Origin of the sequence: Arthrobacter sp. NicSoilB11, from assembly GCF_019977375.1 — a bacterium.
Classification (GTDB): Bacteria; Actinomycetota; Actinomycetes; order Actinomycetales; family Micrococcaceae; genus Arthrobacter.
This window is the reverse complement of sequence record NZ_AP024657.1, coordinates 4,349,082-4,371,776: the sequence shown is the minus strand read 5'-3', so window position 1 is coordinate 4,371,776 and position 22,695 is coordinate 4,349,082. Positions and strand designations below refer to the sequence as shown.

22 protein-coding genes are annotated in these 22,695 nt (G+C 64.7%); 11 read left to right on the top strand and 11 right to left on the bottom strand.

Features of this window, described 5'->3' with window-relative positions:
* Window positions 1–180: 180 nt before the first annotated feature.
* Both LDO14_RS20365 and LDO14_RS20360 read left to right on the top strand, forming a co-directional pair.
* A complete protein-coding gene (locus tag LDO14_RS20365) occupies window positions 181–1,587 on the top strand; it encodes an amino acid permease (protein ID WP_018769850.1) in 1,407 nt (468 codons plus the stop codon).
* Between the two features lie 22 nt (window positions 1,588–1,609).
* Window positions 1,610–2,932 (top strand): M18 family aminopeptidase, encoded by a 1,323-nt coding sequence (locus LDO14_RS20360; RefSeq protein ID WP_223993157.1) that lies wholly within the window; start codon window positions 1,610–1,612, stop codon window positions 2,930–2,932.
* Here LDO14_RS20360 and LDO14_RS20355 read toward each other — a convergent pair.
* Together LDO14_RS20355 and LDO14_RS20350 are read right to left on the bottom strand one after the other, a co-directional pair.
* Window positions 2,929–3,588 (bottom strand): acetyltransferase, encoded by a 660-nt coding sequence (locus LDO14_RS20355; RefSeq protein ID WP_223993155.1) that lies wholly within the window; start codon window positions 3,586–3,588, stop codon window positions 2,929–2,931. The two genes, LDO14_RS20360 and LDO14_RS20355, sit on opposite strands and share 4 nt — an antisense overlap.
* A gap of 187 nt (window positions 3,589–3,775) precedes the next feature.
* On the bottom strand, window positions 3,776–6,466 hold the full coding sequence (locus LDO14_RS20350) for a LuxR C-terminal-related transcriptional regulator (RefSeq protein WP_223995323.1): 2,691 nt from the start codon (window positions 6,464–6,466) through the stop codon (window positions 3,776–3,778).
* A gap of 627 nt (window positions 6,467–7,093) precedes the next feature.
* Here LDO14_RS20350 and LDO14_RS20345 point away from each other — a divergent pair.
* Together LDO14_RS20345 and LDO14_RS20340 are read left to right on the top strand one after the other, a co-directional pair.
* A complete protein-coding gene (locus LDO14_RS20345; protein ID WP_018769846.1) occupies window positions 7,094–7,909 on the top strand; it encodes a glycosyltransferase family 2 protein in 816 nt (271 codons plus the stop codon).
* A 1-nt stretch (window position 7,910) separates the two neighbouring features.
* Window positions 7,911–8,909: a glycosyltransferase family 2 protein gene (locus LDO14_RS20340; protein ID WP_223993153.1), complete on the top strand. Its 999-nt coding sequence runs from the start codon at window positions 7,911–7,913 to the stop codon at window positions 8,907–8,909.
* 160 nt (window positions 8,910–9,069) lie between these two features.
* On the opposite strand, the gene LDO14_RS20335 is transcribed toward LDO14_RS20340, so the two are convergent.
* The 8 genes from LDO14_RS20335 to LDO14_RS20300 form a co-directional block, all read right to left on the bottom strand.
* Window positions 9,070–10,128 (bottom strand): hypothetical protein, encoded by a 1,059-nt coding sequence (locus tag LDO14_RS20335; protein WP_223993152.1) that lies wholly within the window; start codon window positions 10,126–10,128, stop codon window positions 9,070–9,072.
* The gene (locus tag LDO14_RS20330; RefSeq protein ID WP_223993150.1) at window positions 10,125–10,379 is read right to left on the bottom strand and encodes a hypothetical protein; all 255 of its coding nucleotides are present in this window, start codon (window positions 10,377–10,379) and stop codon (window positions 10,125–10,127) included. Before LDO14_RS20330 ends, LDO14_RS20335 begins: the two co-directional genes overlap by 4 nt.
* Window positions 10,376–10,717, bottom strand: coding sequence for a hypothetical protein (locus LDO14_RS20325; RefSeq protein WP_223993147.1), 342 nt, complete (start codon window positions 10,715–10,717; stop codon window positions 10,376–10,378). The genes LDO14_RS20330 and LDO14_RS20325 overlap by 4 nt, the downstream gene beginning before the upstream one ends.
* Entirely contained in the window at window positions 10,714–12,495 is a 1,782-nt protein-coding gene (locus tag LDO14_RS20320; protein WP_018769841.1) for a hypothetical protein, read from the bottom strand. The genes LDO14_RS20325 and LDO14_RS20320 overlap by 4 nt, the downstream gene beginning before the upstream one ends.
* The gene (locus LDO14_RS20315; protein WP_018769840.1) at window positions 12,492–13,781 is read right to left on the bottom strand and encodes a hypothetical protein; all 1,290 of its coding nucleotides are present in this window, start codon (window positions 13,779–13,781) and stop codon (window positions 12,492–12,494) included. The genes LDO14_RS20320 and LDO14_RS20315 overlap by 4 nt, the downstream gene beginning before the upstream one ends.
* Window positions 13,771–14,589, bottom strand: a complete 819-nt coding sequence (locus LDO14_RS20310) for a glycosyltransferase (protein WP_018769839.1) — start codon at window positions 14,587–14,589, stop codon at window positions 13,771–13,773. Before LDO14_RS20310 ends, LDO14_RS20315 begins: the two co-directional genes overlap by 11 nt.
* Before the next feature lie 11 nt (window positions 14,590–14,600).
* Complete coding sequence (locus LDO14_RS20305) at window positions 14,601–15,695, bottom strand: hypothetical protein (RefSeq protein WP_018769838.1); 1,095 nt, start codon at window positions 15,693–15,695, stop codon at window positions 14,601–14,603.
* 273 nt (window positions 15,696–15,968) lie between these two features.
* Window positions 15,969–16,715, bottom strand: a complete 747-nt coding sequence (locus LDO14_RS20300; protein ID WP_026265856.1) for a glycoside hydrolase family 16 protein — start codon at window positions 16,713–16,715, stop codon at window positions 15,969–15,971.
* Between the two features lie 266 nt (window positions 16,716–16,981).
* Between LDO14_RS20300 and rpsF the strand changes: the two genes are divergently transcribed.
* The 7 genes from rpsF to LDO14_RS20265 all read left to right on the top strand — a co-directional run bounded on the left by rpsF (window position 16,982) and on the right by LDO14_RS20265 (window position 22,000).
* Window positions 16,982–17,287 (top strand): 30S ribosomal protein S6, encoded by a 306-nt coding sequence (gene rpsF / locus LDO14_RS20295; RefSeq protein ID WP_013602900.1) that lies wholly within the window; start codon window positions 16,982–16,984, stop codon window positions 17,285–17,287.
* A gap of 74 nt (window positions 17,288–17,361) precedes the next feature.
* Window positions 17,362–17,937, top strand: a complete 576-nt coding sequence (locus LDO14_RS20290; protein WP_018769835.1) for a single-stranded DNA-binding protein — start codon at window positions 17,362–17,364, stop codon at window positions 17,935–17,937.
* Window positions 17,938–18,063: 126 nt separating this feature from the next.
* A complete protein-coding gene (gene rpsR / locus LDO14_RS20285; protein WP_003800144.1) occupies window positions 18,064–18,303 on the top strand; it encodes a 30S ribosomal protein S18 in 240 nt (79 codons plus the stop codon).
* 17 nt (window positions 18,304–18,320) lie between these two features.
* Window positions 18,321–18,773, top strand: a complete 453-nt coding sequence (gene rplI / locus LDO14_RS20280; protein ID WP_018769834.1) for a 50S ribosomal protein L9 — start codon at window positions 18,321–18,323, stop codon at window positions 18,771–18,773.
* A gap of 79 nt (window positions 18,774–18,852) precedes the next feature.
* Window positions 18,853–19,701 carry a PhzF family phenazine biosynthesis protein gene (locus tag LDO14_RS20275; RefSeq protein ID WP_026265855.1) on the top strand — a complete coding sequence of 283 codons (849 nt, stop codon included), beginning with the start codon at window positions 18,853–18,855 and terminating at the stop codon, window positions 19,699–19,701.
* Window positions 19,702–19,809: 108 nt separating this feature from the next.
* Window positions 19,810–20,436: an FMN reductase gene (locus LDO14_RS20270; RefSeq protein ID WP_018769832.1), complete on the top strand. Its 627-nt coding sequence runs from the start codon at window positions 19,810–19,812 to the stop codon at window positions 20,434–20,436.
* Window positions 20,437–20,698: 262 nt separating this feature from the next.
* Complete coding sequence (locus LDO14_RS20265; RefSeq protein WP_018769831.1) at window positions 20,699–22,000, top strand: hypothetical protein; 1,302 nt, start codon at window positions 20,699–20,701, stop codon at window positions 21,998–22,000.
* Window positions 22,001–22,118: 118 nt separating this feature from the next.
* On the opposite strand, the gene LDO14_RS20260 is transcribed toward LDO14_RS20265, so the two are convergent.
* On the bottom strand, window positions 22,119–22,685 hold the full coding sequence (locus tag LDO14_RS20260) for a hypothetical protein (protein WP_018769830.1): 567 nt from the start codon (window positions 22,683–22,685) through the stop codon (window positions 22,119–22,121).
* Between the last annotated feature and the right edge of the window lie 10 nt (window positions 22,686–22,695).

The window sequence follows — 22,695 nt, the reverse complement described above, 5'->3', positions numbered from 1 at the left end:
TGGTTCCTGCTTGGAGGCACGTCCTGTTGGGAGCAACCAGGTCTGTTGGAGTGCACAAAGCAAGGTGCATAATGGCCGACCTAGGGTGAAACGACGATGTGGTGCATCACACGGTCCCCCGGTGGTCCACCAAGGCACGTCGCTCAACCCATGCTATTTTCCCAACAGGACGGCGCTTCCATGCATGCTGACCAGCAACTCTCAAAGTCCCTGAAACCCAGGCACCTGTCCATGATCGCCATCGCCGGCGTCATTGGTGCAGGCCTCTTTGTCGGCTCGGGCGCCGCCATCCAGCAGGCCGGCCCGGGTATCCTCGTCGCCTATGCTGCCGCGGGCCTGGTGGTCATCCTGGTCATGCGCATGCTGGGGGAGATGGCCGCGGCAAACCCGGAAACGGGCTCATTCTCGACCTATGCGGACAAGGCACTGGGCCGTTGGGCAGGGTTCAGCATCGGCTGGCTCTACGCGTGGTTCTGGATCATCGTCCTGGGCATCGAGGCCACTGCAGGCGCGGCCATCATGCACCGGTGGGTGCCGGGCATTGACCAGTGGGTCTGGGCCCTTGTCCTCATGGTGCTGCTGACGCTCACCAACCTCGGCTCGGTGAAGTCCTACGGCGAGTTCGAGTTCTGGTTCGCGTCCATCAAGGTGGCGGCGATCGTCCTCTTCCTGGTCTTCGGTGCAGCCGCCATCCTGGGGCTCATCCCCGGTGTCCCAGCCCCCGGCCTGAGCAACCTGATCAACAACGGCGGCTTCATGCCCAACGGTCCGGGCGCTGTCCTGGCCGGAATCCTCGTGGTGGTCTTCTCCTTCTTCGGCGCCGAAATCGCCACCATCGCCGCCGGCGAATCAGAAAACCCCGTGGATGCCGTGAAGAAGGCCGTGAAGTCCACCGTATGGCGCATCCTGGTCTTCTACATCGGCTCCATCGCCGTGGTGGTCACCCTGCTTCCGTGGAACTCGGCCTCGGTGGCCAAGAGCCCCTACGTAGCGGTCATCGAACTGTTCGGCATCCCGGGCGCCGGAACCATCATGGACGTGGTGGTGCTGACCTCTGTGCTGTCCTGCCTGAACTCCGGCCTCTACACCGCCAGCCGCATGCTGTTCTCACTCTCCACCCGCGGTGACGCACCGCGGGCATGGACCCGCATCTCCCGCCGCGGCGTACCCGCTGCCGCGGTCCTCGCCTCCACCGTGGTCGGCTTCGTCACGGTGGGCCTGAACTACATTGCCCCGGACACGGTGTTCCTCTTCCTGGTCAACACCTCCGGAGCCATCGCATTGTTCGTCTGGCTGGTCATCTCCGCCTCGCAGCTGGTCCTCCGCAAGCGCATGGGAGCCGCAGCAAAGGACCTGCAGCTGAAGATGTGGCTTTTCCCCTACCTCACGTGGGCAGCGATCATCAGCATCGTGGCCCTGCTGATCGGCATGGTGATCGTGGAGTCCACCCGGGAGTCCCTGCTGCTTTCGATTGCACTGGCAGCCGTTGTGGTGGCGGTGGGCGTGCTGCGCTACCGGCGGAAGGGCGTGGCCGCCGCGGGCCAGCCGGACGTGGCAACCGAGGCTGCGCCGGCACCTGTCGAGTAGGCGCGGCACTAGACTCGGGACCATGCCTTTGCCTCCCTCTGCTGCAGACCACATCCAGGACCTTGGCGCCTATGTCAGCGCATCGCCGTCGAGCTTCCACGCTGCGCATGAGGGGGGCCGGCGCCTGGAGGAAGCCGGGTTCACCCGCCTGGATGAGGTGCAGCCGTGGGAGGCCGGGCCCGGTTCCTTCTTCATCATCCGCGACGGCGCCCTGATCGCCTGGGTGGTCCCCGAAGACGCGGGACCCGCCACGGGTTTCAACATCCTGGGCGCGCACACCGATTCGCCGTCGTTCAAGCTCAAGCCCAAGCCCACCACGGGTGCGCACGGCTGGCTCCAGGCCGGGGTGGAAATCTACGGCGGCCCCCTGCTGAATTCCTGGCTGGACCGGGAGCTGCGGCTGGCGGGCAGGCTGGTGATGCTTGATGGCACCGAGCACCTCACGGCCACCGGGCCGCTGCTCCGCTTTCCGCAGCTGGCCATCCACCTGGACCGGGCCGTGAACGATGGCCTCACCCTGGACAAACAGCGCCACATGAACCCCGTCTGGGGGCTGGGAAGTCCTTCAGACTCCGACCTGCTGGGCGTGCTGGCGGCGTCGGTTGCCGGCGCATCCGTCGATCCGGGGCAGATTGGCGGGTACGACGTCGTCATTGCGGACACGCAGGCGCCTGCGGTTTTCGGGGGCAAGGGGGAGTTCTTCGCATCAGGGCGGCTGGACAACCTTTCCGCCACGCATGCCGGACTGGCAGCGCTTACCGCCCATGCGGAGTCCGCAGCCGCCGCCGGCCCGATTGCGGTCCTTGCCGCCTTCGACCACGAGGAAATCGGCTCCAACTCCCGCTCAGGGGCCTGCGGGCCCATCCTCGAGGACGTGCTGGTGCGCATCTCCGACGGCCTGGGCGCGACGGTGAGCCAACGGCGGCAGGCCTTGTCGGCGTCGTTCTGCCTCTCTGCCGATGCCGGCCACGCCGTGCACCCCAACTATCCCGAGCGGCACGACCCCGCCAACCATCCCGTGCTGAACGGCGGGCCGCTGCTGAAGATCAATGCCAACCAGCGCTACGCCACGGACGCGTTCGGCGCCGCATTCTGGGCGCGGCTCTGCGGCGAAGCAGGCGTTCCCTACCAGGAATTCGTGTCCAACAACGTGGTGCCCTGCGGTTCCACCATCGGGCCCCTCACCGCGACCCGACTGGGCATCCGGACCGTGGACGTGGGCGTGCCGCTGCTGTCCATGCACTCGGCCCGGGAGCTGTGCGGGATTGAGGATCCACGCCGCCTGGCCGCGGTGACGGAGCTGTTCTTCCGGACGGCGGCCTTGCCGGCGGGGGCACACCCCTAACGGATCCAGCCGTAGTTGAACCCACCATGGTCAATTTGGTGGGCAGGCACCCCTACCCACGTTTCGCCGTCGGGAACATTGCTGAGAACGGCCGCGCCCATGCCGATGGTCGCGTAGTCTCCCACGGATGTCCTCTCCCGGACGCTCGAATTCAATCCGAGGTAGGCGCCCTTGCCTATCCTGGCGCCGCCGCCCAGTGAGACGCCCGCGGCGAAGGTCGCAAAGTCGGAGACATCGTCGTCGTACGAGAACGTGACGGAGGGCATGGCAACCACGTGGGTTCCCAGGCTCACGGCGGCAGTGAGGGTTACGTTGCGCAGCAGGATGCTGCCGCGGCCCACACGGCAGCCTGCCGGGTACTGGACGGAAGGATCCACCGCACTGGCGTACCTCGATTCGCCGATCCCCAGGGTGCCCAGATGCGACACCACCGCTTCGCGTTCCCTGCTGGACGCAATGCACACCAGGAGGAAGGCGTGCATGTAGTTGACTGCATCATCAATGCTGCCAAGGACGGGGGCACCATCGACGGTGACGCCGGCCATCTCCCTGTCATCATCGAGCAGCCCAACCACGTCATACTGGCCGCTGCCGCGGACCATGGCCAGGACTTCACGCGCCAGGCCGCTGGCACCTATCAGGATCAGTTCGCTCACGTGACGGCGCCGGCAGCAGCCTGCCGGGGTGTCGTTACTGGAATCCGGTCCATGCTGTACCTTTCCGGCGCGTGACGTCCTCTGAACGTGGGACAAGGCTATTCGCCAGGGGCACACTTTCCGGCTGGACACCGAAAGCTATGTGGTTCGGAACAGGGACTATGTGGAAACTGCGGGGACCTGTGGATCACAGGACGGGCAGGACGTACGGCTCCGCAGCCGGAGTTGCCTTGCCGGCGGACAGGGCAGTCAGCTGTGCGCGGGACTCAACGCCGAGCTTGCGGTAGATGGCCGTGAGGCGTACTTCGACGGTGCGGACCGAAACATACAATGTGCCGGCTATTTCCTTGTTGCGCATCCCCCGGGCCACCATCATCGCCAGCGCCCTCTCATGGTCCGTGAGCAAGAGCATTGACGGGTTGCCCTGCGGGCGGGCGGCCTCCCACCGTTCGTCCAGCAGGAGGGCGTCCACGTGCTGCGTCCAGGCATCAGCCCCGGCCTCGTCAAACATCACCTTGGCCCGGAGCAAAGCCTCCCGCGCGTGGCGCAGCCTGCCGAAGCCATGCAAACGTTCCGCATAGCACATCAGGGTCCTGCCCCGCTCAAGCCTGTGACCGTTCCTGTCTTCAAGCGCCTGCTTGAAGAGCTGCAGGGACTGCTCGCCGTCCGCAAGCATGGCGCGGCTCCGGGCAACCACCATGACCAGCCACGGAGAGCGCAACCCCGCCGAACGGCTTTCCAGGCGTTGAAGAGCCTGGGTGGCTTCACGGTGCCGGCCAAGACGGACCAGTACCTCCACCAGGTCGGCCTCACAGCGCAGCAGGGTGGGGTTGCCCAGCCCCAGACCGATTTCCGTGGCCCTGGACAACTGGACAACGGACTCCGCCAGGTCACCCCGCAGGAGTGCGAAGTGGCCATGGCAGGCCGCCAGCTGTGCCGTGAGCCCAGGGTGGTTTCCCGATCGCAGATAGTCCAGGGCATTGGCGGCCTGGTTACGCGCGAGTTCGTCATCGCCCAACGAGTAGGCACGCCAAACCCGGAACAGGTGCCGGGCTCCCCGGTGGTACTCCAGGTCAGGTTGGCAGAGCTCGAGTTCGTCGATCAGCCTGACCGCCGCTGCCACATTCCCGGCGCGGATCTCATTGTCTACTGCCATGAGGGCTGCTGTTTCCCGCCAATTGGCGTGGTCCGGTTCTGTGGAGCTGCGGAGCATCGCGAAGGCTTCACGGGCGCTTTCGTACTGTTCCGCATAGGTGAGCGCCCGGCCGCGCAGCAGGAGGCGGGCCGGCCGGGCGCTGCGGACCTGCCCGGGGCGGCGGGAGGGGTTTGCCCTTCCGCCGCTGATCGATTCGACCAGCAGTTCGGCATGGTCGGCGATGGCCAGGCACTGCAAGGACGCGGAGCCGCGGAACGCGCCGCCCTGGCGCAGCAGCTCAACTGCCTCTTTCAGTTCCCACCGCTCGGCATAATAGACGGCGGCGATGGCCAGCAGGCCAGCGGAATACCCCGGATCGTGCTGGCCAAACTCCTTTACCAGCCGCTGCAGCATGCTGCAGCGCACCGCAACGCCCTGGACGAAATCGATCTCGAAGGAGAGGCCGGTCAACCGCAGAATCAAGTTGGGGTCGCGGGTGACCCCTTGCGCCCACTCCAGGTACCGGCGCGCATGCACCAGATCACCGCGGGTGAAGAGCAGCTCGGCCAGCCCGGTGAGGCGTGCCGCCGTTTCCGCTTCGCCCGGGTTGATGGCGAGGGCCCGCTCGATGCATTCCACCGCGAAGGACACCTCGCCCCTCCGGACCAGGTGCACCGCGTGACGGAGAAGGTGGAAGGGAGTTTCGTGCTCCAAGACCACCGCGAAGCTCAAGTGCCAGCCGCGGGCATGTCGATCGGTACCCCGTGCTGCTTCAGCCAGGGCGCGGTGGGTTGCGGTGCGGACGTCAGGTGGCATGGCCGCGTGCACATGGCCCCGCAGCATCTGGTCCGCTATCCACAGGTGTTGTCCGGATCGCTGCACCAGTCCGGCAGCCACCAATTCATCTGCGTGAAGCCACGCTTCATGGTCGATTTTCCCGATAGTGGTGATGTCACTGCGGAACGAGAGCGCAAGCAGGTCCAGGACCATGCTCGCGCCGGGAGTCAGAGCGGCCACCGCTGATGTGTGTCCAGCGTCAAGGCTGCTCGTGGAGGACAGCGGGATGGGCAGTGCGCACTTGCCGCCGGCGTGCCTCTCCACCAGCCCGCTGTACAGTTCGACGGCGGCAAGCGGGTTGCCGCCGGTGGCTGCGGCAACCGCGTGGGCCACCGCCGTCGTGGTCTGTTTGGTTGGCATGCTTTCCAGCATCCGCACGGTGTCACCCTGGCTCAGCGCACCCAGGCGCAGGGCGGGGAGGCCGGTGAAGGGGCTTCCCGGGACCTCGTCCCGCATGCCCGCAAACAGGACAATTTCCGTGCCGGCCAGTCGCCGTGCCAGGAATCCAATGACTGATTGACTGGCCGGATCCAGGCTGTCGGCGTCGTCAATCGCAATGATGGTCCGCGTTGACGACCGGCGCTGCAGTCCGCTGAGCAGCATGCCGGACACAGCGGGAACGGTCAGGGCACCGGCGTTGCCACCCCCGAGGGCGTCGACGGACCCGTTCAGGACCGGGTCATCCATCTCATTCAGCAGCGCGGTCAGCCCGGAAAAGGGCCAGCCCGATTCAGCGGCGCTGGCGGCCAGGAACACGGACCGGTATTCGCAGAGAGAGGAAATTTCGGACAACAGGGCTGACTTGCCTATGCCCCGGCCGCCGACGATGGCCAAGGCTGTTTCCTTGGGGCCACGGATCGCAGAAAGAATCCGGTCAATTTCTTTGTTTCGGCCCACAAGCGGCATGGGGTCCCCAATCATCGAAGAAGGAGACCGCATTTTGTACTGCCGGTTCAAATGGTGGCCGCGCTCCCCAACGCGTAGGCCGCTACAAGCGAATATAACGCGCCACTAAACATGGCACCATACAAATTTGCGCTGGATTGCATCAAGATTAGATCCACAATTGCTCAAGGTCCCGGCCGCGTGGCTGAAGGCCGGCCCGGCGAACGCTGGGGCCTTGCAGGGCCTGGCGATTGCAGTATTGGCGGCAGTACCGGCGCCACCCCATCGCATGAACCACGAAGGGCGGCATGATAACCCCCGTACTTAAAAACGCGCGGCAGACAATAACCCCTATACCTAATATCACCCTGCACCCGTAATCCCCGTACTTGCCTTATCGCAGTAAATATGACTGCAGAAACTGAGTACTCGCTACTGGTGACACTCGAAAGGGGTGGAAATAGGCTTTCTCCACGGCCAGAGTCAAAGGCTAACGAGAGCTGGGGCCCGAGACCAGACCCATGACCGGATAAAGCGTCAAAGACGCGCTCGGCTTCCAAGCGGGCGGGTTCGTTGTTAACTATCCGCAAACGTCATGAAGTGGTGAGGTATTTGTCCATTTCCATCCAGCTCCCAATTACTCTTGCGATGCAGGGCACGGAGCCCGGTAAGGCCTCCGTCAGCGTCGTCATTCCAACACTGAACGAAGCCAGGAACATTCCGTGGGTCCTGCGCAGGATGCCGTCCTACGTTGATGAGGTCATCATCGTGGACGGCCGGTCCACCGACAACACTGTGGGAGTAGCCCAGGCGGTCCGCGACAATCTCGTCATCGTCAATGAGCCCCGCAAGGGGAAAGGTGTGGCCCTACGCTCAGGGTTCGCTGCCGCCTCAGGCGACATTATTGTCATGCTTGACGCGGACGGCAGCATGGACCCGCAGGAGATCGGGTGGTTCGTTTCCCCGCTGCAACATGACTACGACTTCGTCAAGGGCTCGCGGCATGTCACCGGTGGGGGCTCCGAGGACCTCACGCGCCTGCGGAAAGCCGGCAACCAGGCGCTGACCAAGTTGGCCAACGCGGTGCTGCACAGCAATTACTCCGATCTTTGCTACGGATATATTGCGTTTCGGCGTGAATGCCTTGAGATCCTGCAACTCGAATCAGATGGATTCGAAATCGAAACTGAACTGATCGTCCGGGCAGCACGGGCCGGCCTCCGGATTGCGGAAGTCCCCAGCATTGAGCTTGACCGGATTTCGGGAGCCTCCAACCTGCAGACCTTCCGTGATGGGTGGCGGGTCCTGCGGAAGCTGGCCCACGAATGCACCATGTGGGAGGCACCCACGGCCGGCGCCCGGCCCGAAGCCCTGCGCCGGGTCAAGTACGCCTACGCCAACGTCAGCGTTCCGCGGACGCCAACCGACCCGCAGAGCATCCTTGCATTGGTTCAGGGGGCTTAGCATGCTGGATCGAATTGTCCGTCCAAGTGTGTCGATCGTGATTTGTGCCTACACCGAACGCCGTTGGGAGCTTTTGCTGGACGTGATCGAGTCTGTCCGCGCCCAAACTGTCGCCCCCCAGGAGATCCTGGTGGTCGTGGACCATAACGAGGACCTCTACGGTCGGCTCCTCGAAATTGTCGACGACGTGACAGTGGTGGAGAGCGAAGGCCCTCCTGGGCTTTCAGGGGCACGCAACACGGGCGTCGGACTCGCAGAGGGGGACATCGTGGCCTTCCTGGATGATGATGCGGTGGCGATGCCAAACTGGCTGGAACGCCTGCTTGTCCTCTACGACGATCCCGACGTGCTGGCCGTCGGCGGCCGCGTCGAACCTGTATGGGACCAGGGCCGCCCAGGCTACTTCGGTGAAGAACTCGACTGGATCGTTGGATGCAGCCACCGCGGAATGCCGACGGTTGCCTCCGAAGTCCGGAACCTCATTGGGGCAAACATGTCCTTCAGGCTCGACGTCCTCCGGCAGGTTGGTGGCTTCAACATCGCGCTGGGCAGGCAAGGCAATTTGCCGCTTGGCTGCGAGGAGACCGAGATCTGCATCCGCTCCACCATGGGCGCACCCGGTTCCCGGATCGTTTACGAACCTGCTGCCTTGGTCCGGCATCACGTCCCGCAGGAACGTGGGACTGTGCGCTACATGCTTTCCAGGTCCTGGTCGGAGGGCCTCTCCAAGGCACAGGTCAGCCACGTCGTGGGGCACAAACGGGCCCTCGGTCCCGAACGGCGGTATGTCCGCAGCACACTGCCGCGCGCCGTGTTCTCGGGAATCCGCGATTGGAGCCGGGGCGACAATCCCATGGGACTGGGACGGGCAGGATCCGTCCTTGCGGTATTGGCCTTCACCTCCGCCGGCTACCTCCGCGGCCGCCGGCTGGCGCACAGCTCCACAACCCAGTTGGGCAGTGAAATTCCCCAAGGCGCAGTCTGGCGGGAAGTCCAGTGAGGGTGAACACCTAGCCAGGACGCTGCCCCTCCCGTCCATGGGAAAGACCTCTTAACGTTGGTGGCAACCAAACAGAGCCAACGACTAAGAGGTCTTTCCCAATGTGGAGGTTGAATCAAACCCGGCACAAGCGCTGCGTTCAGGGGCTGCGGCAGTGGGGTCAGCCGGCGTCCGGGTGCCAGTACCGCAATCCGCCGCTGGTGCCCCCGTCGTCGGCGACATCGATCAGCGCGTAGGGAAAGACCTGGCGGTCCAACTGATCCGGACCTTGGCCGCGGACGTCCGACGACCAGGTGCCGGTGTTGATGTACCGGGTTGGAGAACCTTCCAGCCGTGATTCAAGGGCGCGGTGCGTGTGGGCCGAGATGTACCAGGCCACTTCGGAACCGTGCGCTTCAAGAATGCCCGCCACCCGGGCTGCCGCCGCAGGAGCTTGCCCGCCACTGATATTGCGTCCAGTGGCAGCAAGCACCATGCGGGTCGCGGTAAGGGGGAGCGCTGACACCGTGCGGAACCGGGACAGGCGTGCAAGTTCCCGCACTGCCGTCCCGTTGAGCGCGAGCCGCTGCGACTCGGTCTGGAGCAGCTCGTCATAGGCCGGGCCGCGGACGCGCCGTTCCGCCCGTTCCGAGGCCAAACAGGCCTGGGCAACAGCTCCGGCACGACTGAGGCGCGACCGAGTGGGATGGGCATGCCAGGCGGCGAGGGGCGGCAGATCCAGCCCGTCAGTGCCGTTGACGGCGGTGCGCAGCACCTCGGGTATCCGGTGCAGCGCGTGATGCAGGTGTCCATGCTCGGCCATCAGCACGGAGGGGACATAGAGGAGCCACGGGTGCACCCGGACCCGCGTGGGATCATCGGGTGCCAGCAGCGCCGCCAGCCGTGCGGCCACCGATGGGCGGGCCAACTCCACATCATGGTTCCCGCATACGAAGTGCAGCTGCACCCCGCGCGCCACGCACGCCTCCAGGGCCCGGAGAGTGGCCGGGTGCCGTTCGAAGATGGAGTCAAGCCGGGCCAGGCTCTCGTTCTCGGACAGGCCTGTGAGTTCAAAAGTGTCACCAACGAAGACAAGGTGTTGCTGCATGCCCGGGGCGGCGGGCACCTCGCGGTGGAGGAACCCCGGCAGTACCCTGCCGGGGTTCCGGGGATCGTCGTCAGTGACGTCCAGATGGAGGTCGCTGACGAGCAACCATCGCGTCCCGCGCCCCAGGTTCACGTAAGCAGTCCAAGGACGCGGGGGAAGAGAAGGAGCAGGAAGGCTGCCCACATGACGCCGACTACGATCCTGCTGTTCCTGGACTGGCTGTGGAGCACCGGCGCTGCTGCCGGTTGCCCAGTGCTTGATCCAGTGCTTGATCCAGTGCTTGGTGCGGTGGTTGACCTGCCGGGTCCAAGCCGCCGGACCTCGAGGGTTACGAGGGTGATGAGCAGCACGGCAGCTGCCAGCACTCCTGCCAGATCCATCATGATGCGATCTCCTGACGTGCCCGCGCCAAGCATGCGAGGACAGTAATGACGGCCATTGTCACGACGCATGCCTGCCACGACCACAGCGTGAGGTAGAACATGGCCGTGGACACTGCGGTGAGTGTGGCCAGGCCCAGTCCCAGGACGAGCAGCACGCCAAGCGGGACGTCGGTAATCGGGATAAGCCGGGCCAGTGCCTGGCCCGGGAGCAGGATAAGGATGGCTATGGCGGCGACCGTCTGCAGCGGTGTCGGCAACCCGACCAGCGTGACCAGGGCCAGTACCACCGCGGCAACCCCCAGCGCCAGGGTGGGCCGGCTCACTCCGCGGCCGGTCATGGCCCCACCCGGTATACGCGTGCGTCGGCATTGCTGTACGCGAGCTCCACGCCGACCTGCGTATCAAGCCAGTCCTCGAGCTCCCCGAGGCCCGTGGCGGTGGTCTGGCCCTGGATGATCAGGCTCGACTCCGATGAGCGCAGGAGCAGCAGGTAGGCGCCGGCGGCATTGTGCCTGGCGTAACCGTAGATGAGGGGGCCGCAGGTTTCGGCCGACAGGTCGGCGGGACAGAGGTCCTCAATGGTCCGGTATCGGTGCTCCAGGTAGTCCTGGTTGCGCCACGGTGTGGGATGGTCAGCCGAGATAATCGAAGAGCCGGGCGGCGCCATGTGGTCCACGGCGGCGATGGCGGCCATCTCGTCATCGGTAAAGACGTCATATTGCGCGTTGCCAAAACGGCCTGTCACGGTCATGACGGCGAACAGGATGCAGGTGAGGACAAGGGCTCCCGCAGCACGGAAGGAAGGCCGGTATCCCACGTTTCCGGGAAGCAGGACCGATGACGCCTGCATCGCAACGAAGGGGAGCGCGAACAGTGATACGCGGATGAGCATTTCCCCGCCGTAGGACTGCGCGGGAAAGAGCAGGAACGGGGCGACGGCCAGGAGGAGCACGCGGATGTCAAGGCGCCCCCTGCGCCAGTCGCGGAACGTTCCAACGGCGGCGAGGGCCCAGAGCAGGAGGGTGAGGCCCATTCGGACCTGCACCACGAGCAGATGTCCAGGGGTCCCGTTGGTGCGGTCGACGACATTTGCTTCGATGGCGGTCTGCAGGCCCGCGTCCGCCAGCGGCGGATGGCCTGCGAGGTACGTGCTTGCAGGAAAAACAAGCCAGAGCACCAGTACGACGCCGGCGATCAGGGGCAGCCTGCTGGGCCAGAGACGTCCGCTCAGGGTAAGGGCGGTGAGCGCGATCAGCACCATGAACGGCGTGAGCTGGTGGCTCGCGCAAATGACCACGATCAGCAGGAGGGTTACCGCCAGGGCGCCAATCCGGCGCCCCGGCTGGGGTTCGGCCGGGGACCGGCCCCGCCACCATGCTGCCAGGTCGGCGCGCCGGAACCCGCGGAAGTGGGAAGGCTCCGTTGCCAGCGGCCCCAGTGCCAGGGCCACCACAACCAGGTAGAGGAAGAAGCCGAAGGCCTGGGGGGAGAGGTAGTCCTGGTCCTGCCAGTTGCCGAGGCAGAAGAGCCAGAGCACCAGCCAGCGCCGGCGCGGATCGCTGATCAGGTACCGTGTCACCACGGCCACGGCGACGAGCCACAGGCCCACGTTGAACACCGGTGCCCACAGGGCAACGCTCACGGGGTCGAGGCCGGCCGTTCCGAGCACGGTCGCCAGGAGGGCAAAGAATCCCGGCCAGTTGAAGTATGCATCGATGTTGGGATCGATGGCCACATTGCGCGACATGGCGTCGGCGATGCCCAGGTGGCGGAACGCCACTTCACCGCGCGGTACGTCCGTCACGAAGACAGCGGCGCCGAAGAGTATGAGCACCAGTACCACGAGGAGCCACAGCATCACCGGGCTGCGTGCAGGGCCCGCGGCATCCCCGCGCAGTGCCACGACGAAGGCGATGTTGAGAATCAGGACCCCCACCCAGAACGGGTAGGGCAGCACACCGACCAGTCCAAGGTCGCTGTTCACAGGAAGTGCCACGGTGGAGGCGGCCCACGCTGCAAGTGCGAGCGACACCGCCCCCGCTGCGGCGCACCAGACATCCCTGGTTTTCCAGCGCGCCTGGGGACGGTGGATGGCCTCCTTGAGCGTGCTGGTCATGATGCCTCCTTTTTGGTGCGGTGGAGAATTGCGATGAGCCGCAGTCCGATGACCAGGGCCCCGGCGGAGAGCACTACCAGCCACGCAAGGGCCATGGCGCTGGAGCCACTGTCGGCGCCCAGGAGCGCCGAGACGCAGAGCGCGGCGCCAAGTGTCACCCCGACGATGATCGACTCTGTATAGCGGCCGAGCACCCGGCAGACGGAGTTGTAGGCCTGCAGCACTGCATAGGCCACCACTCCCGCGGCCAACAACCGCAGGGTGCCGGTGGATGCATTGGCGTACCTGTCGCCGAGCAGATGGAGCAGCGGGTGGGCAAAGACGATGAGGACCATCGCAGCGAGGCCACCGACTATGAGGGACCAGCGGAAACTTGCCCAGGTGGTGGCCGCCAGGCGGCCCGGTTCACGGACTCCCTCGGAGAATTGGACAATGCCTATAAGCATCGGAGCTGTGTAGGCAGCCCAGGCCATCATCCATGCGGGATACCAGTAGGCCGCCACCTCCGGCGATACCAAGTGCGCAAGCAGGAGCGGCAGCACCAGTCCCGGGGCGCGTTCGGTGAGGGTGAGGAGCTGGTTTGGAATGCCCATTTTCAGCAATGAACGTCCGCGCCCGGGATGCAGGGACGGCCGTGGCCGATAGCCCACCAATCTCCGCAGCTGGACGCCACCGATGATGCACGAGACGGCCGAACCGAGGGTCCAGCAGGCCATCAGCACATCGGCCGTAGCCGCGTGGGCCGCCTGCAACGCCACCAACGCCGTGGCCCCAAGGGAGACCATGCCGCCCAGTGTGTACCTCAGTGTTGCGCTGCTGCCGCGTCCCAACGCGACGAGCGCCTGGTCCAGCACCGTGCACATGGTTCCCGTGACGGCAGCCACCACGAACGTCAACCAGAAGAGAACCGACATCGGGGCCGTGTTCGGCGCCACGAACAACTCCAGCACGAGGTAGCCCAGGGCCAGCACGGTCCCTGCCACCCCCACGATGCCAAACGCCGCGTCCAGCACCCGGGCCGGCGGCTCCCCCCGCCCCACCGAGACGATGACGGCCGAACCGGTGCCCAGCACCGCAAGCTGGGTGCAGATCATCACCGCCGAAACCGCAGCAGTGGTCAACCCAACCTCACGGTCTATCGCCGCGTGCGCGGCGACGACCCAGAATGCGAAACCCGTGCCCGTCTGCGCAGCCTTGGCCAGGACGAGTCCAAGCGAGCTGCGCAGGGGGGAATGCCGGACGACGGGTGGGGCCTCCGTTGGAGCGATCTCCCGTTCAGCCGTCACGACCTAAACCCCTCGCCATACCCGCGTAGTTGTACCAGCAGAAGGCGATGTAATAGCGAAGCCATTTAGGCTGGCCGGAGGCGAGGCTCAAAGCGCTTCCCCGAACGGCGGCGGCGGCGGGCAGGAGCGCCAATCGTGCGCCGCCCCAGCCGTGCTTCCGGACCATCCGGCCCAGTCCCGTACCATCCATGAGGAACTGGTCAAGCGCGAAGTCGAAGTCGTCGGCGGCAAACCGGTGTTCGACCATGACCCGCTGCGACACCCCGGTCTTCATCCCTGACTGCCGCATCCGCCACCGCAGTTCGATGTCCTCGCCCGACTTGAATGCGTCGTCGAAACCGAGGCCCAACATCAGGTCCCGGTCTACGAGCGTGGCGACGAGTCCGAACCAGTTGCGGCTGCGTCCGGTGCGATGGTGATGTGCCAGCGCCTGGCCCCAGTAGCCGGGTCCTGCGACGCTTTCAAGGCCTGCCTGGAGGGCGTCATATCCGTCCTCCACCAACTCAATGAGCAGGTCTGCGACGCCGGTGGCTCCGAACACGACGTCGGCATCCACCAGCAGGACCCACCGGGTGGTGCTGTTCTGGACGCCAAGCGTGCGGGCCCAGGGCAGGCCGCGGCCCTCGTCACTAAGGATCCGGGCGCCGGCAGCGCGGGCAATTTCGACCGTGCGGTCGGTGGACAACCCGTCCACCACGATGATTTCCGCGACACCGGACTGACGCAAGGCTTCCAGACAGCGCGGAAGCAGCTGCTCCGCGTTGCGGGCCGGAACGACCGCGGTGACGTCTGCTGTGCTGTAGCCCACCGTGATCCCCCTTAGGCCTGCTCGTCGAGGATCGACGGCAGCAGCTCGTCCAGGTGCCGGACAATATCGTCCGATGCCTCGTCCGCGGAGTAAGCGGCCGGGACTTGGAACAGGTGGCAGGGGCGTCCGTCCAGGGCTTTGCTGAGAACGAGTCCTTTCGCCGCGAAGTGTTCGCGCCACGGGACCACGGAGCTTGCTGCGAGGCCGGTAACGACCCGCTGCGAGAAGCTCGCCATCTCGATATGGAAGTTGCCGATCATGCGGTCCACCATCCAGTCGGTGGTCCGTTCAACAACCCGTGACCGTGCGCCCTCGTAGCGCTCCACATATATGGCGGCCGCAAGCGGTGCTGAGGTGGTCACCTTCCGACCGGGAAACGCTGCCTCCGGGGTGACCATGCGGTGCTCCGGCGACCACCGTCGGGAGAAGTCGGCCAGGCGTGGATAACGGATAACGAACGGGTGCACCACAGTGGTGAGGCGTCCGATGCTCCCGGAGAACCGGGAGGGGACGAGGGGCTTGCGCGCACCTTCAAACAGGTGCGGGTAGATTGCGCGGTGATGCGGCTTAATGAACATGGGCTTCGCGTATCCAAGCAGCGTTGCGTCCTCGGCGAGGAATGCCCAGTCGTCACCCATGAACGACCAGCCCTCACGCCGCATCAGCTTGGCGGCGGTGCTGGTCTTACCGGTCCCGCCGGCCGCGGGCAGCGCGATGGCGTGGCCCCGGTAGGCCATCGTTGCCGCGTGGATCATGGCCGCCCCGCGGGAGATCATGGCGGCATCGAGAACCGGTACCACGGAGGTCAAGAGCTCTCCGGGTCCGTGAATACGCCATTGCTCTGCACCCCTGACAACTTGGACCCGGTCAGCCTGGAAGCGCACACTGTTGTCCGTGTACGCCAGCTCATGCTCGACGAAGCCGGCATTCGGCATAGGCTCGGGGCGGTCATCAACAATAATGTCGGGCTGCCGATCCTCCGTGTCGGAGGCGAAACACGCCAACATGCTTTGAAGCTGCCTTGCCGTGGGGGCCATTGCGTCGACGCTGATCGTGACGCGGCCGTGAATGTCGAAGTGCAGTGCCTTCGCCCGCCTGGTGCTCATAGTCCTCCCCTGTCTGATTGGTGTCGGCCGAATACAGCTCCGGCCCGGGCCAATCCACCCAGTGCCCGTAGACGGATTCGAAACCCCCGGCCTTAAAACTCCGCCGGCAGAATCGAGCGTAGGGTAGGCCGCCCGGGTAAACACCGGTAGTGAGTACTCGCCTTTTGCATCGCCTGCTACGTGGGGAATGGCGCGCTTTTCGCAGGGCTGGGGGTGGAGGGGCACGTCCGGGCGTGGCGTTAAGTACGTTGGGGGTTTGTCCCGTTCGGTGCGTCAGGTAGAGGGGGTACCTTGGGCGTAGACGCGAACCCAGTCCACCCGCATCTCGCCGTGACCGTTGGGAGTGCCGTCCGGAAACCAGTCCAGTTGCAACGTCTGGTGCATCGAACCCGGTGGCTGATGCGTGGGGTCGCTGTCCTCAAACCACTTCACGCCATCGACGTAGCCGATGATGCCGCCGGGGGACCAGTCAACTGCGTAGTTGTGGAACTGCGTGACGTCCAGGGGCTTGGAAACAGAGGTCTTAGAGTTCGAGCATCCGAAGTGGTGGAAGAAATTGGTGCGGTTCCAGTCACCGGTAGTCTCCGCATAGTCCACTTCACCGTCACAGGGCCAGTGCCCGCTGTCCGGCCAGAGGATCGACACCATATGGTATTCATCGTCCCCGGAGCCCGCTGCCCGGACTTCCCAGCGGCCATACCTCTGGAGGCCAAACTTGGCACTCATTCCCGCGGTCGTGCCATCCGATGTTCCGGTAATGACCATCCTGGAACCATCCACCGTGACCTGCCGGGGACTGCGTATGCCGTTCCCTGCGTGCCCGTCACTGTCGTACACGGACCACTTCGCGGCGTCCGGTGCCCCGGCGTAATTGAACTCGTCGCCGGCGATCGGCGTGCCCCAGCCCAGCCTTGCCGCGGCAGAGCTCATGGCAGAGTCTGTCATGGGTTGGGCTGAGCTGGCCGAGCAGCCGGACAGGAACAGTGCCGCCATCCCCAGGGCCATCGCGGGTCGACGCATGTGTCAGATAATAGGGGCTTCAGCGGCGGGGTGGATAGCAGCCCCGGTTTTTCCACATAGCGTGCCGCGCCGCTGCCTGGGCTGCGCACCACGGCACTAGCCTTGAGTCAAGCGCGAATCGCCTATCGGGTCCAAATGCACTAGGATATTGAAGTCTGTGCTGCGTCCTGCCTCCGTTCCGGGGCAAGGCATTGCACGGAATCGCAAATGAACCTCCTGTTACGGAAATGCCGTAACCGCTTAGCCCAAAGGAGGTGGGTTCACATATGCGTCCTTACGAATTGATGGTAATCATCGACCCCGAGGTCGAAGAGCGTACCGTTGAGCCGTCGCTTCAGAAGTTCCTGAACGTCATCACCAACGATGGTGGAACCATCGAAAAGGTTGACATCTGGGGCCGTCGCCGTCTGGCTTACGAAATCAAGAAGAAGTCCGAAGGTATCTACGCCGTGGTGAACTTCACCGCCAAGCCGGAAACCGCCAAGGAACTTGACCGCCAGCTGTCTCTTAACGAGACCATCATGCGCACCAAGATCACCCGCCCCGAAGAGCAGAAGGTTGTTGCTGAGTAATTCAGCACCACGTCTTCATTCTTTACCCCGCAGGACACGCACTCTTCACCCAGGATCGAACAAGGAGGCAGTAGATGGCAGGCGAGACCACCATTACGGTCATCGGTAATCTCACCAATGACCCGGAATTGCGGTTCACACCGTCCGGTTCGGCAGTAGCGAACTTCACCATCGCTTCCACCCCCCGCACCTTTGATCGCCAGTCCAACGAGTGGAAGGACGGGGAAACCCTGTTCCTCCGCGCCGCTGTCTGGCGTGAAGCAGCCGAGAACGTTGCCGAATCCCTGACCAAGGGGATGCGCGTCATCGTGACCGGCCGCCTGAAGAGCCGTTCCTACGAAACAAAGGAAGGCGAAAAGCGCACCGTTATCGAGCTTGAGGTCGACGAGATCGGCCCGAGCCTGCGCTACGCCAACGCCAAGGTTAACCGTACCCAGCGCTCCGGCGGACAGGGTGGCGGCGGCTTTGGCGGCGGCAACAGCGGCGGTGGCTTCGGCGGCGGCAACTCTGGTGGAAGCCAGGGCGCCAACGCCGGCGGAGGCTGGGGCGGCGGGAACCAGCAGGCTGCACAGGACGATCCCTGGGCTACGCCCGGCGTGTCCAACGCAGGCGGCTGGGGCAACGGCCCCGATTCCGAACCTCCCTTCTAAAACCCAAACAACGGTCCGGCGCGGGGCCTCCCAGGGAGCCGAAAGGCACCCAGGGAACTGCCGCCGTCGGACCACCACCATCCCGTGGATCAATATCCACGGGCTCCCTAGAATAGGAGCTCCACGATGGCTAAGGCTGAACTCCGTAAGCCCAAACCAAAGTCCAACCCCTTGAAGGCCGCTGACATCACTGTCATCGACTACAAGGACGTAGCATTGCTGCGCAAGTTCATCTCCGACCGCGGAAAGATCCGCGCCCGTCGCGTCACTGGCGTTACGGTGCAGGAACAGCGCAAGATCGCCCAGGCAATCAAGAACGCCCGCGAAGTTGCTCTGCTGCCTTACTCCGGCGCTGGCCGCGGCTAAGGAAGGGATTAACTAACATGGCAAAGCTCATTCTGACCCACGAAGTAACCGGTCTCGGTGCTGCTGGCGATGTTGTCGAGGTCAAGGACGGTTACGCACGTAACTACCTCCTGCCCCGCAACTTTGCCCTGACCTGGTCGAAGGGTGGCGAGAAGCAGGTTGAGTCCATCAAGGCTGCCCGCGCTGCCCGCGAGCACGCTTCCCTGGAAGATGCTCAGAAGCAGGCCGCTGCACTGTCCGCGAAGCCGGTCAAGCTGGTCGTCAAGGCCGGCGAGTCCGGCCGCCTGTTCGGCACCGTCAAGCAGGGCGACGTCGCCGACGCTGTTGAGGCCGCCGGCCTCGGCAAGATCGACAAGCGCAAGGTTGAACTGCCTGCCCACATCAAGTCGGTTGGTTCCTACCAGGCCAACGTCCGCCTCCACGCTGACGTTGCTGCTGTGATCGAACTCGACGTGGTTGCAGGAAAGTAGTCCTCAACTGCATCGGAAGACCCCCGTCGCCGGACTCCGGCGGCGGGGGTCTTTCGTTTTCCGGTGGTAGCCTGCTCCGGTGAACCCGACACCACGCAGCCGCCCCTTCCATCAGGTGGATGTTTTCGCCAGCCAGGCCTACCGCGGCAACCCGCTCGCCGTCGTACTTGATGCCCAAGGGCTGGACACGGCAACAATGCAACACTTCGCCAACTGGACCAATCTCTCGGAAACCACGTTTCTCCTGCCTCCCGAAGATCCCCGCGCCGATTACCGGGTCCGGATCTTTACCGGCAGCGAAGAGTTTCCGTTCGCAGGCCACCCGACCCTTGGCTCGGCCCATACGTGGCTGCAGGCCGGGGGAGTGCCGCGGTCTGACGGCCACGTGGTGCAGGAGTGCGCTGCGGGCCTGGTCCGGATAAAGCGCGACGGCGGGAGGCTGGCTTTCGCGGCACCGCCCCTGACACGCTTCGGGCCTGTGGATGCGGGTATCCTCCGTCAACTGGCCGCGGCGTTGCGGGTGTCCGCTGCCGACATCGTTGACGCGTCCTGGCTGGTGAATGGTCCGGAATGGATCGGTGTCCTGCTGCCTTCTGCGGCCCAGGTGCTGGCCCTGAATCCGGACCAGGCGGCGATGGGCAACCTGAAGATCGGCGTTATCGGGCCGCACGAGCCGGGTGCAGACGCCGACTTTGAGGTCCGCACATTCCTGCCCGGCGACGCCATGGCCGAAGACCCGGTCACCGGCAGCTTCAATGCAGGCGCCGCCCAATGGCTCATTGGAAGCGGCAGGGCGCCGGAGGAATATGTGGCTTCGCAGGGGACCGTCCTGGGGCGCGCCGGACGCATCCACATCACTGCCGATGGGGGGGACATCTGGGTGGGCGGGGACTCCGCCACCTGCATCCAGGGAAGCGTCCTGCTCTGACGCAGCGGCCCGGGTTCACGTCCGGGAATACTTCGCTGCCGGCGGCAGTTCACAGGTATAGATGCAAACGCATGTATGCTGAAGTGAACGATTACCAGGAGAAATGCCATGGAAACCCGCCGTATCACCGTCCTTTCCGCAGGGCTTGGCGTACCTTCGTCCAGCCGGCTGCTGGCTGACCAGCTGGCTGCTGCCGCCGAGCGCCAGCTCAGGGCCGGCGGCTACGAGGTGGAGGTGGACGTCGTCGAACTCCGCGACCTTGCCGTGGACATCGCCAACAACTTCGTCACCGGCTATGCCGCACCACGCCTGGCCGAGGTCATAGCCGGGGTGGAGGCCTCGGACGGCATCATCGCCGTGACACCGGTCTTCAGCGCCTCCTTCAGCGGCCTTTTCAAATCCTTTATCGATGTTCTCGACCCGAAGTCGCTGGACGGCAAGGCGGTCCTGCTGGGCGCCACCGGCGGCACGGACCGGCACCAGATGGTCTTGGACTACGCGCTGCGGCCACTGTTCAGCTACCTCCGCACGCGCATGGCTGCAACCGGCGTCTTTGCCGGACCCCAGGACTGGGGAACAGCTGAAGAGGGCGGGGGGTCACTGGCGGACCGCATCGACCGCGCAGCCGGTGAATTCACCACTCTGCTGCAGGGGCCCCAACCGGGCCGGAAGCCCGCCCCGCTGGAGTCCCTTCCCTTCGAGCAGCTGCTGGCCGGGATTTCCGGGAACCGCTGACACACGGGCGGCCGCCCCCGGTGCCGGACCCCGTGGTTTCGGGGTTAGGGGACCCGGGCCGCGGGTTTTAGGGGGCGGTCCGGGGATTGCTATTGATCCTTCCACCGCCAACACTGAGCAATCTGGGGGTTGACTGATAATTCAACACCGGGGAGTGAAGTTGAGAGACCATCCAATATCCAACGTGGACGAGCATGATCGGGGTGCCGGGGCTTCCCGGCCCTTTCTTAGATGGGGACCTGCCGGTCCCGAGGGCCGCCGCATGCGTCAACGCCGACTGGCGTTTCCCGCACTGCTGACGGCGCTGCTGCTTGTGCTTGGTGGTCTGGTGGCGCCGTTGGCCGCCTCCGCCGCTACCGGTGATGTAGGCGTCCAGGGCCCGTCCCACTCCGGGACGGCAACGCCCACCGGGACCAAACGGCAGACGAATTCGCTGTGGTTCAACGACGGGACCTGGTGGGGGAACCTTTGGGACGCCGGCAGTTCCACTTTCCGCATCTTCCGGTTTAATGCCTCGACAAGTTCGTGGACGAGTACAGGTGTGGTGACGGAGTCCCGGGCGAACACCCACCATGACGTGTTGTGGGACGGGAAGACCCTGTATGTCGCGAGCTTCCGGTTCGTCAATGACGGCCTGCCGTCCGAACCGAACTTCCCCACGACTATGCGGCGGTACAGCTACAACTCGAGCACCAAGTCGTACACGAGCCTGGGATCCAGCCAAATCAACAACCAAAAAACTGAAACCATCTCCATTGATAAGGACTCAACCGGCCGGGTGTGGGCCACGTGGCAGCAGGGCAATCGGATCTATATGAACGTCACCGGCACGGACGGCGCCACGTGGGGCACCCCGTTTGCCCATCCGGCGTCGTTGAGCAATGTGTCCGTGGACGATAACTCAGCGGTCATCGCGTTCAGCGGGAACAAGATCGGTGTGATGTGGAGCAGGCAGGTGGGGGACTCCACTGACGGCATGTACTGGAGCTACCACGTCGACGGAGCGTCGAAGACCACCTGGACCACTCCTGTGGCGGCGGTGAAGGGGCAGCGGAGCGGCGACGACCACATGAACCTGAAGTGGCTGGATGCCTCAACAGACAAGGTTTTTGCCGCAATCAAAACCTCGTACACCTCGGCGTCCCAGCCGCTGATCCAGTTGCTGGCACTGAATACGTCTACGTCGACATGGTCTGCACACACGATTGCGACAGTGTCTGAGTGCCCGAACAGGGTGATCGTCATGATCGACGAGGCAGCGCGCAAGCTGCGTACCTTCGCTACCTATCCGAAGCCGGGTGGCACAACGAATGCCGGGGTATGCACGAGTTCCGGCGGGGCCATCTACGAGAAATCCACGTCCCTGGACAACATCAGCTTCAGCACCACCAAGACGGCCCGCATCGTTGACGCCGACCAGTACGTCCATAACGTCACGTCGACCAAGCAGAACGTCAACAGTGTTGCGCGGGGCACGGCCAACAGCGGCCTGCTGGTGCTCGCTGACGTGAATGCCACAAGCCGGTACTGGCACTACTACGATTCCACCGGCGGTGCCGGGTAGGCGGGCGGCAGCCAGCCCATCTTCATCCTGAGCCAGGCAAGGCATACAGGACAAGTACGGCCGGGACCCATTCGCAGGAATGGGAGCCCGGCCGTACAGCCGTTTCAATTGGCAGGTGTCAGTCGTCCAGCAGCGCAATGAACTCGCGGGCCTGCTTCATGGAGATATCAGAATGCTTGGACAGTGCAGTGGCTGCCGCTTCGGTGTCGCCACTGCGGGCAAGGGTGCGGATCCTGCCATAGATCTCGTCGTTGAGCATGTTGCTGCTCACTTCGCGGGTGACGTCGCCCTTGCTGGCGATCGCCCGGTAGCGGTAAGGAAACCGCTGGGGCTCGTCGTCGTCGGCCTCGGGTGCCTGCGCCGACTCGGGGCTCCGGTAGGGCTGGGGATGGGCCGCCAGGGCCCCGACGGCGTCACGGGAGGCCCGAAGCCCGTCGCCCGTGATTTCGTAGTAGAGCTTGATGGCAGCCATGGCCTGGCCCTGGGCAATCAGGGCATAAAGCCGCCGGTGTTCGTCTTCCGACAGCCGGTCTGCCGCAGCCCGGGCCAGCTCCTGTGGGGTGGCAGCGGGCTGGGACTGGGAGGCAGTATGTGCGGCCCTCCGCCTGGTGGCCGCGCGGTAGGCCACGGTGACTCCCGCAACCACGGCGAGCAGGATAAGGACCGGGACCACAAGCGATTCCATTTTCACGAGC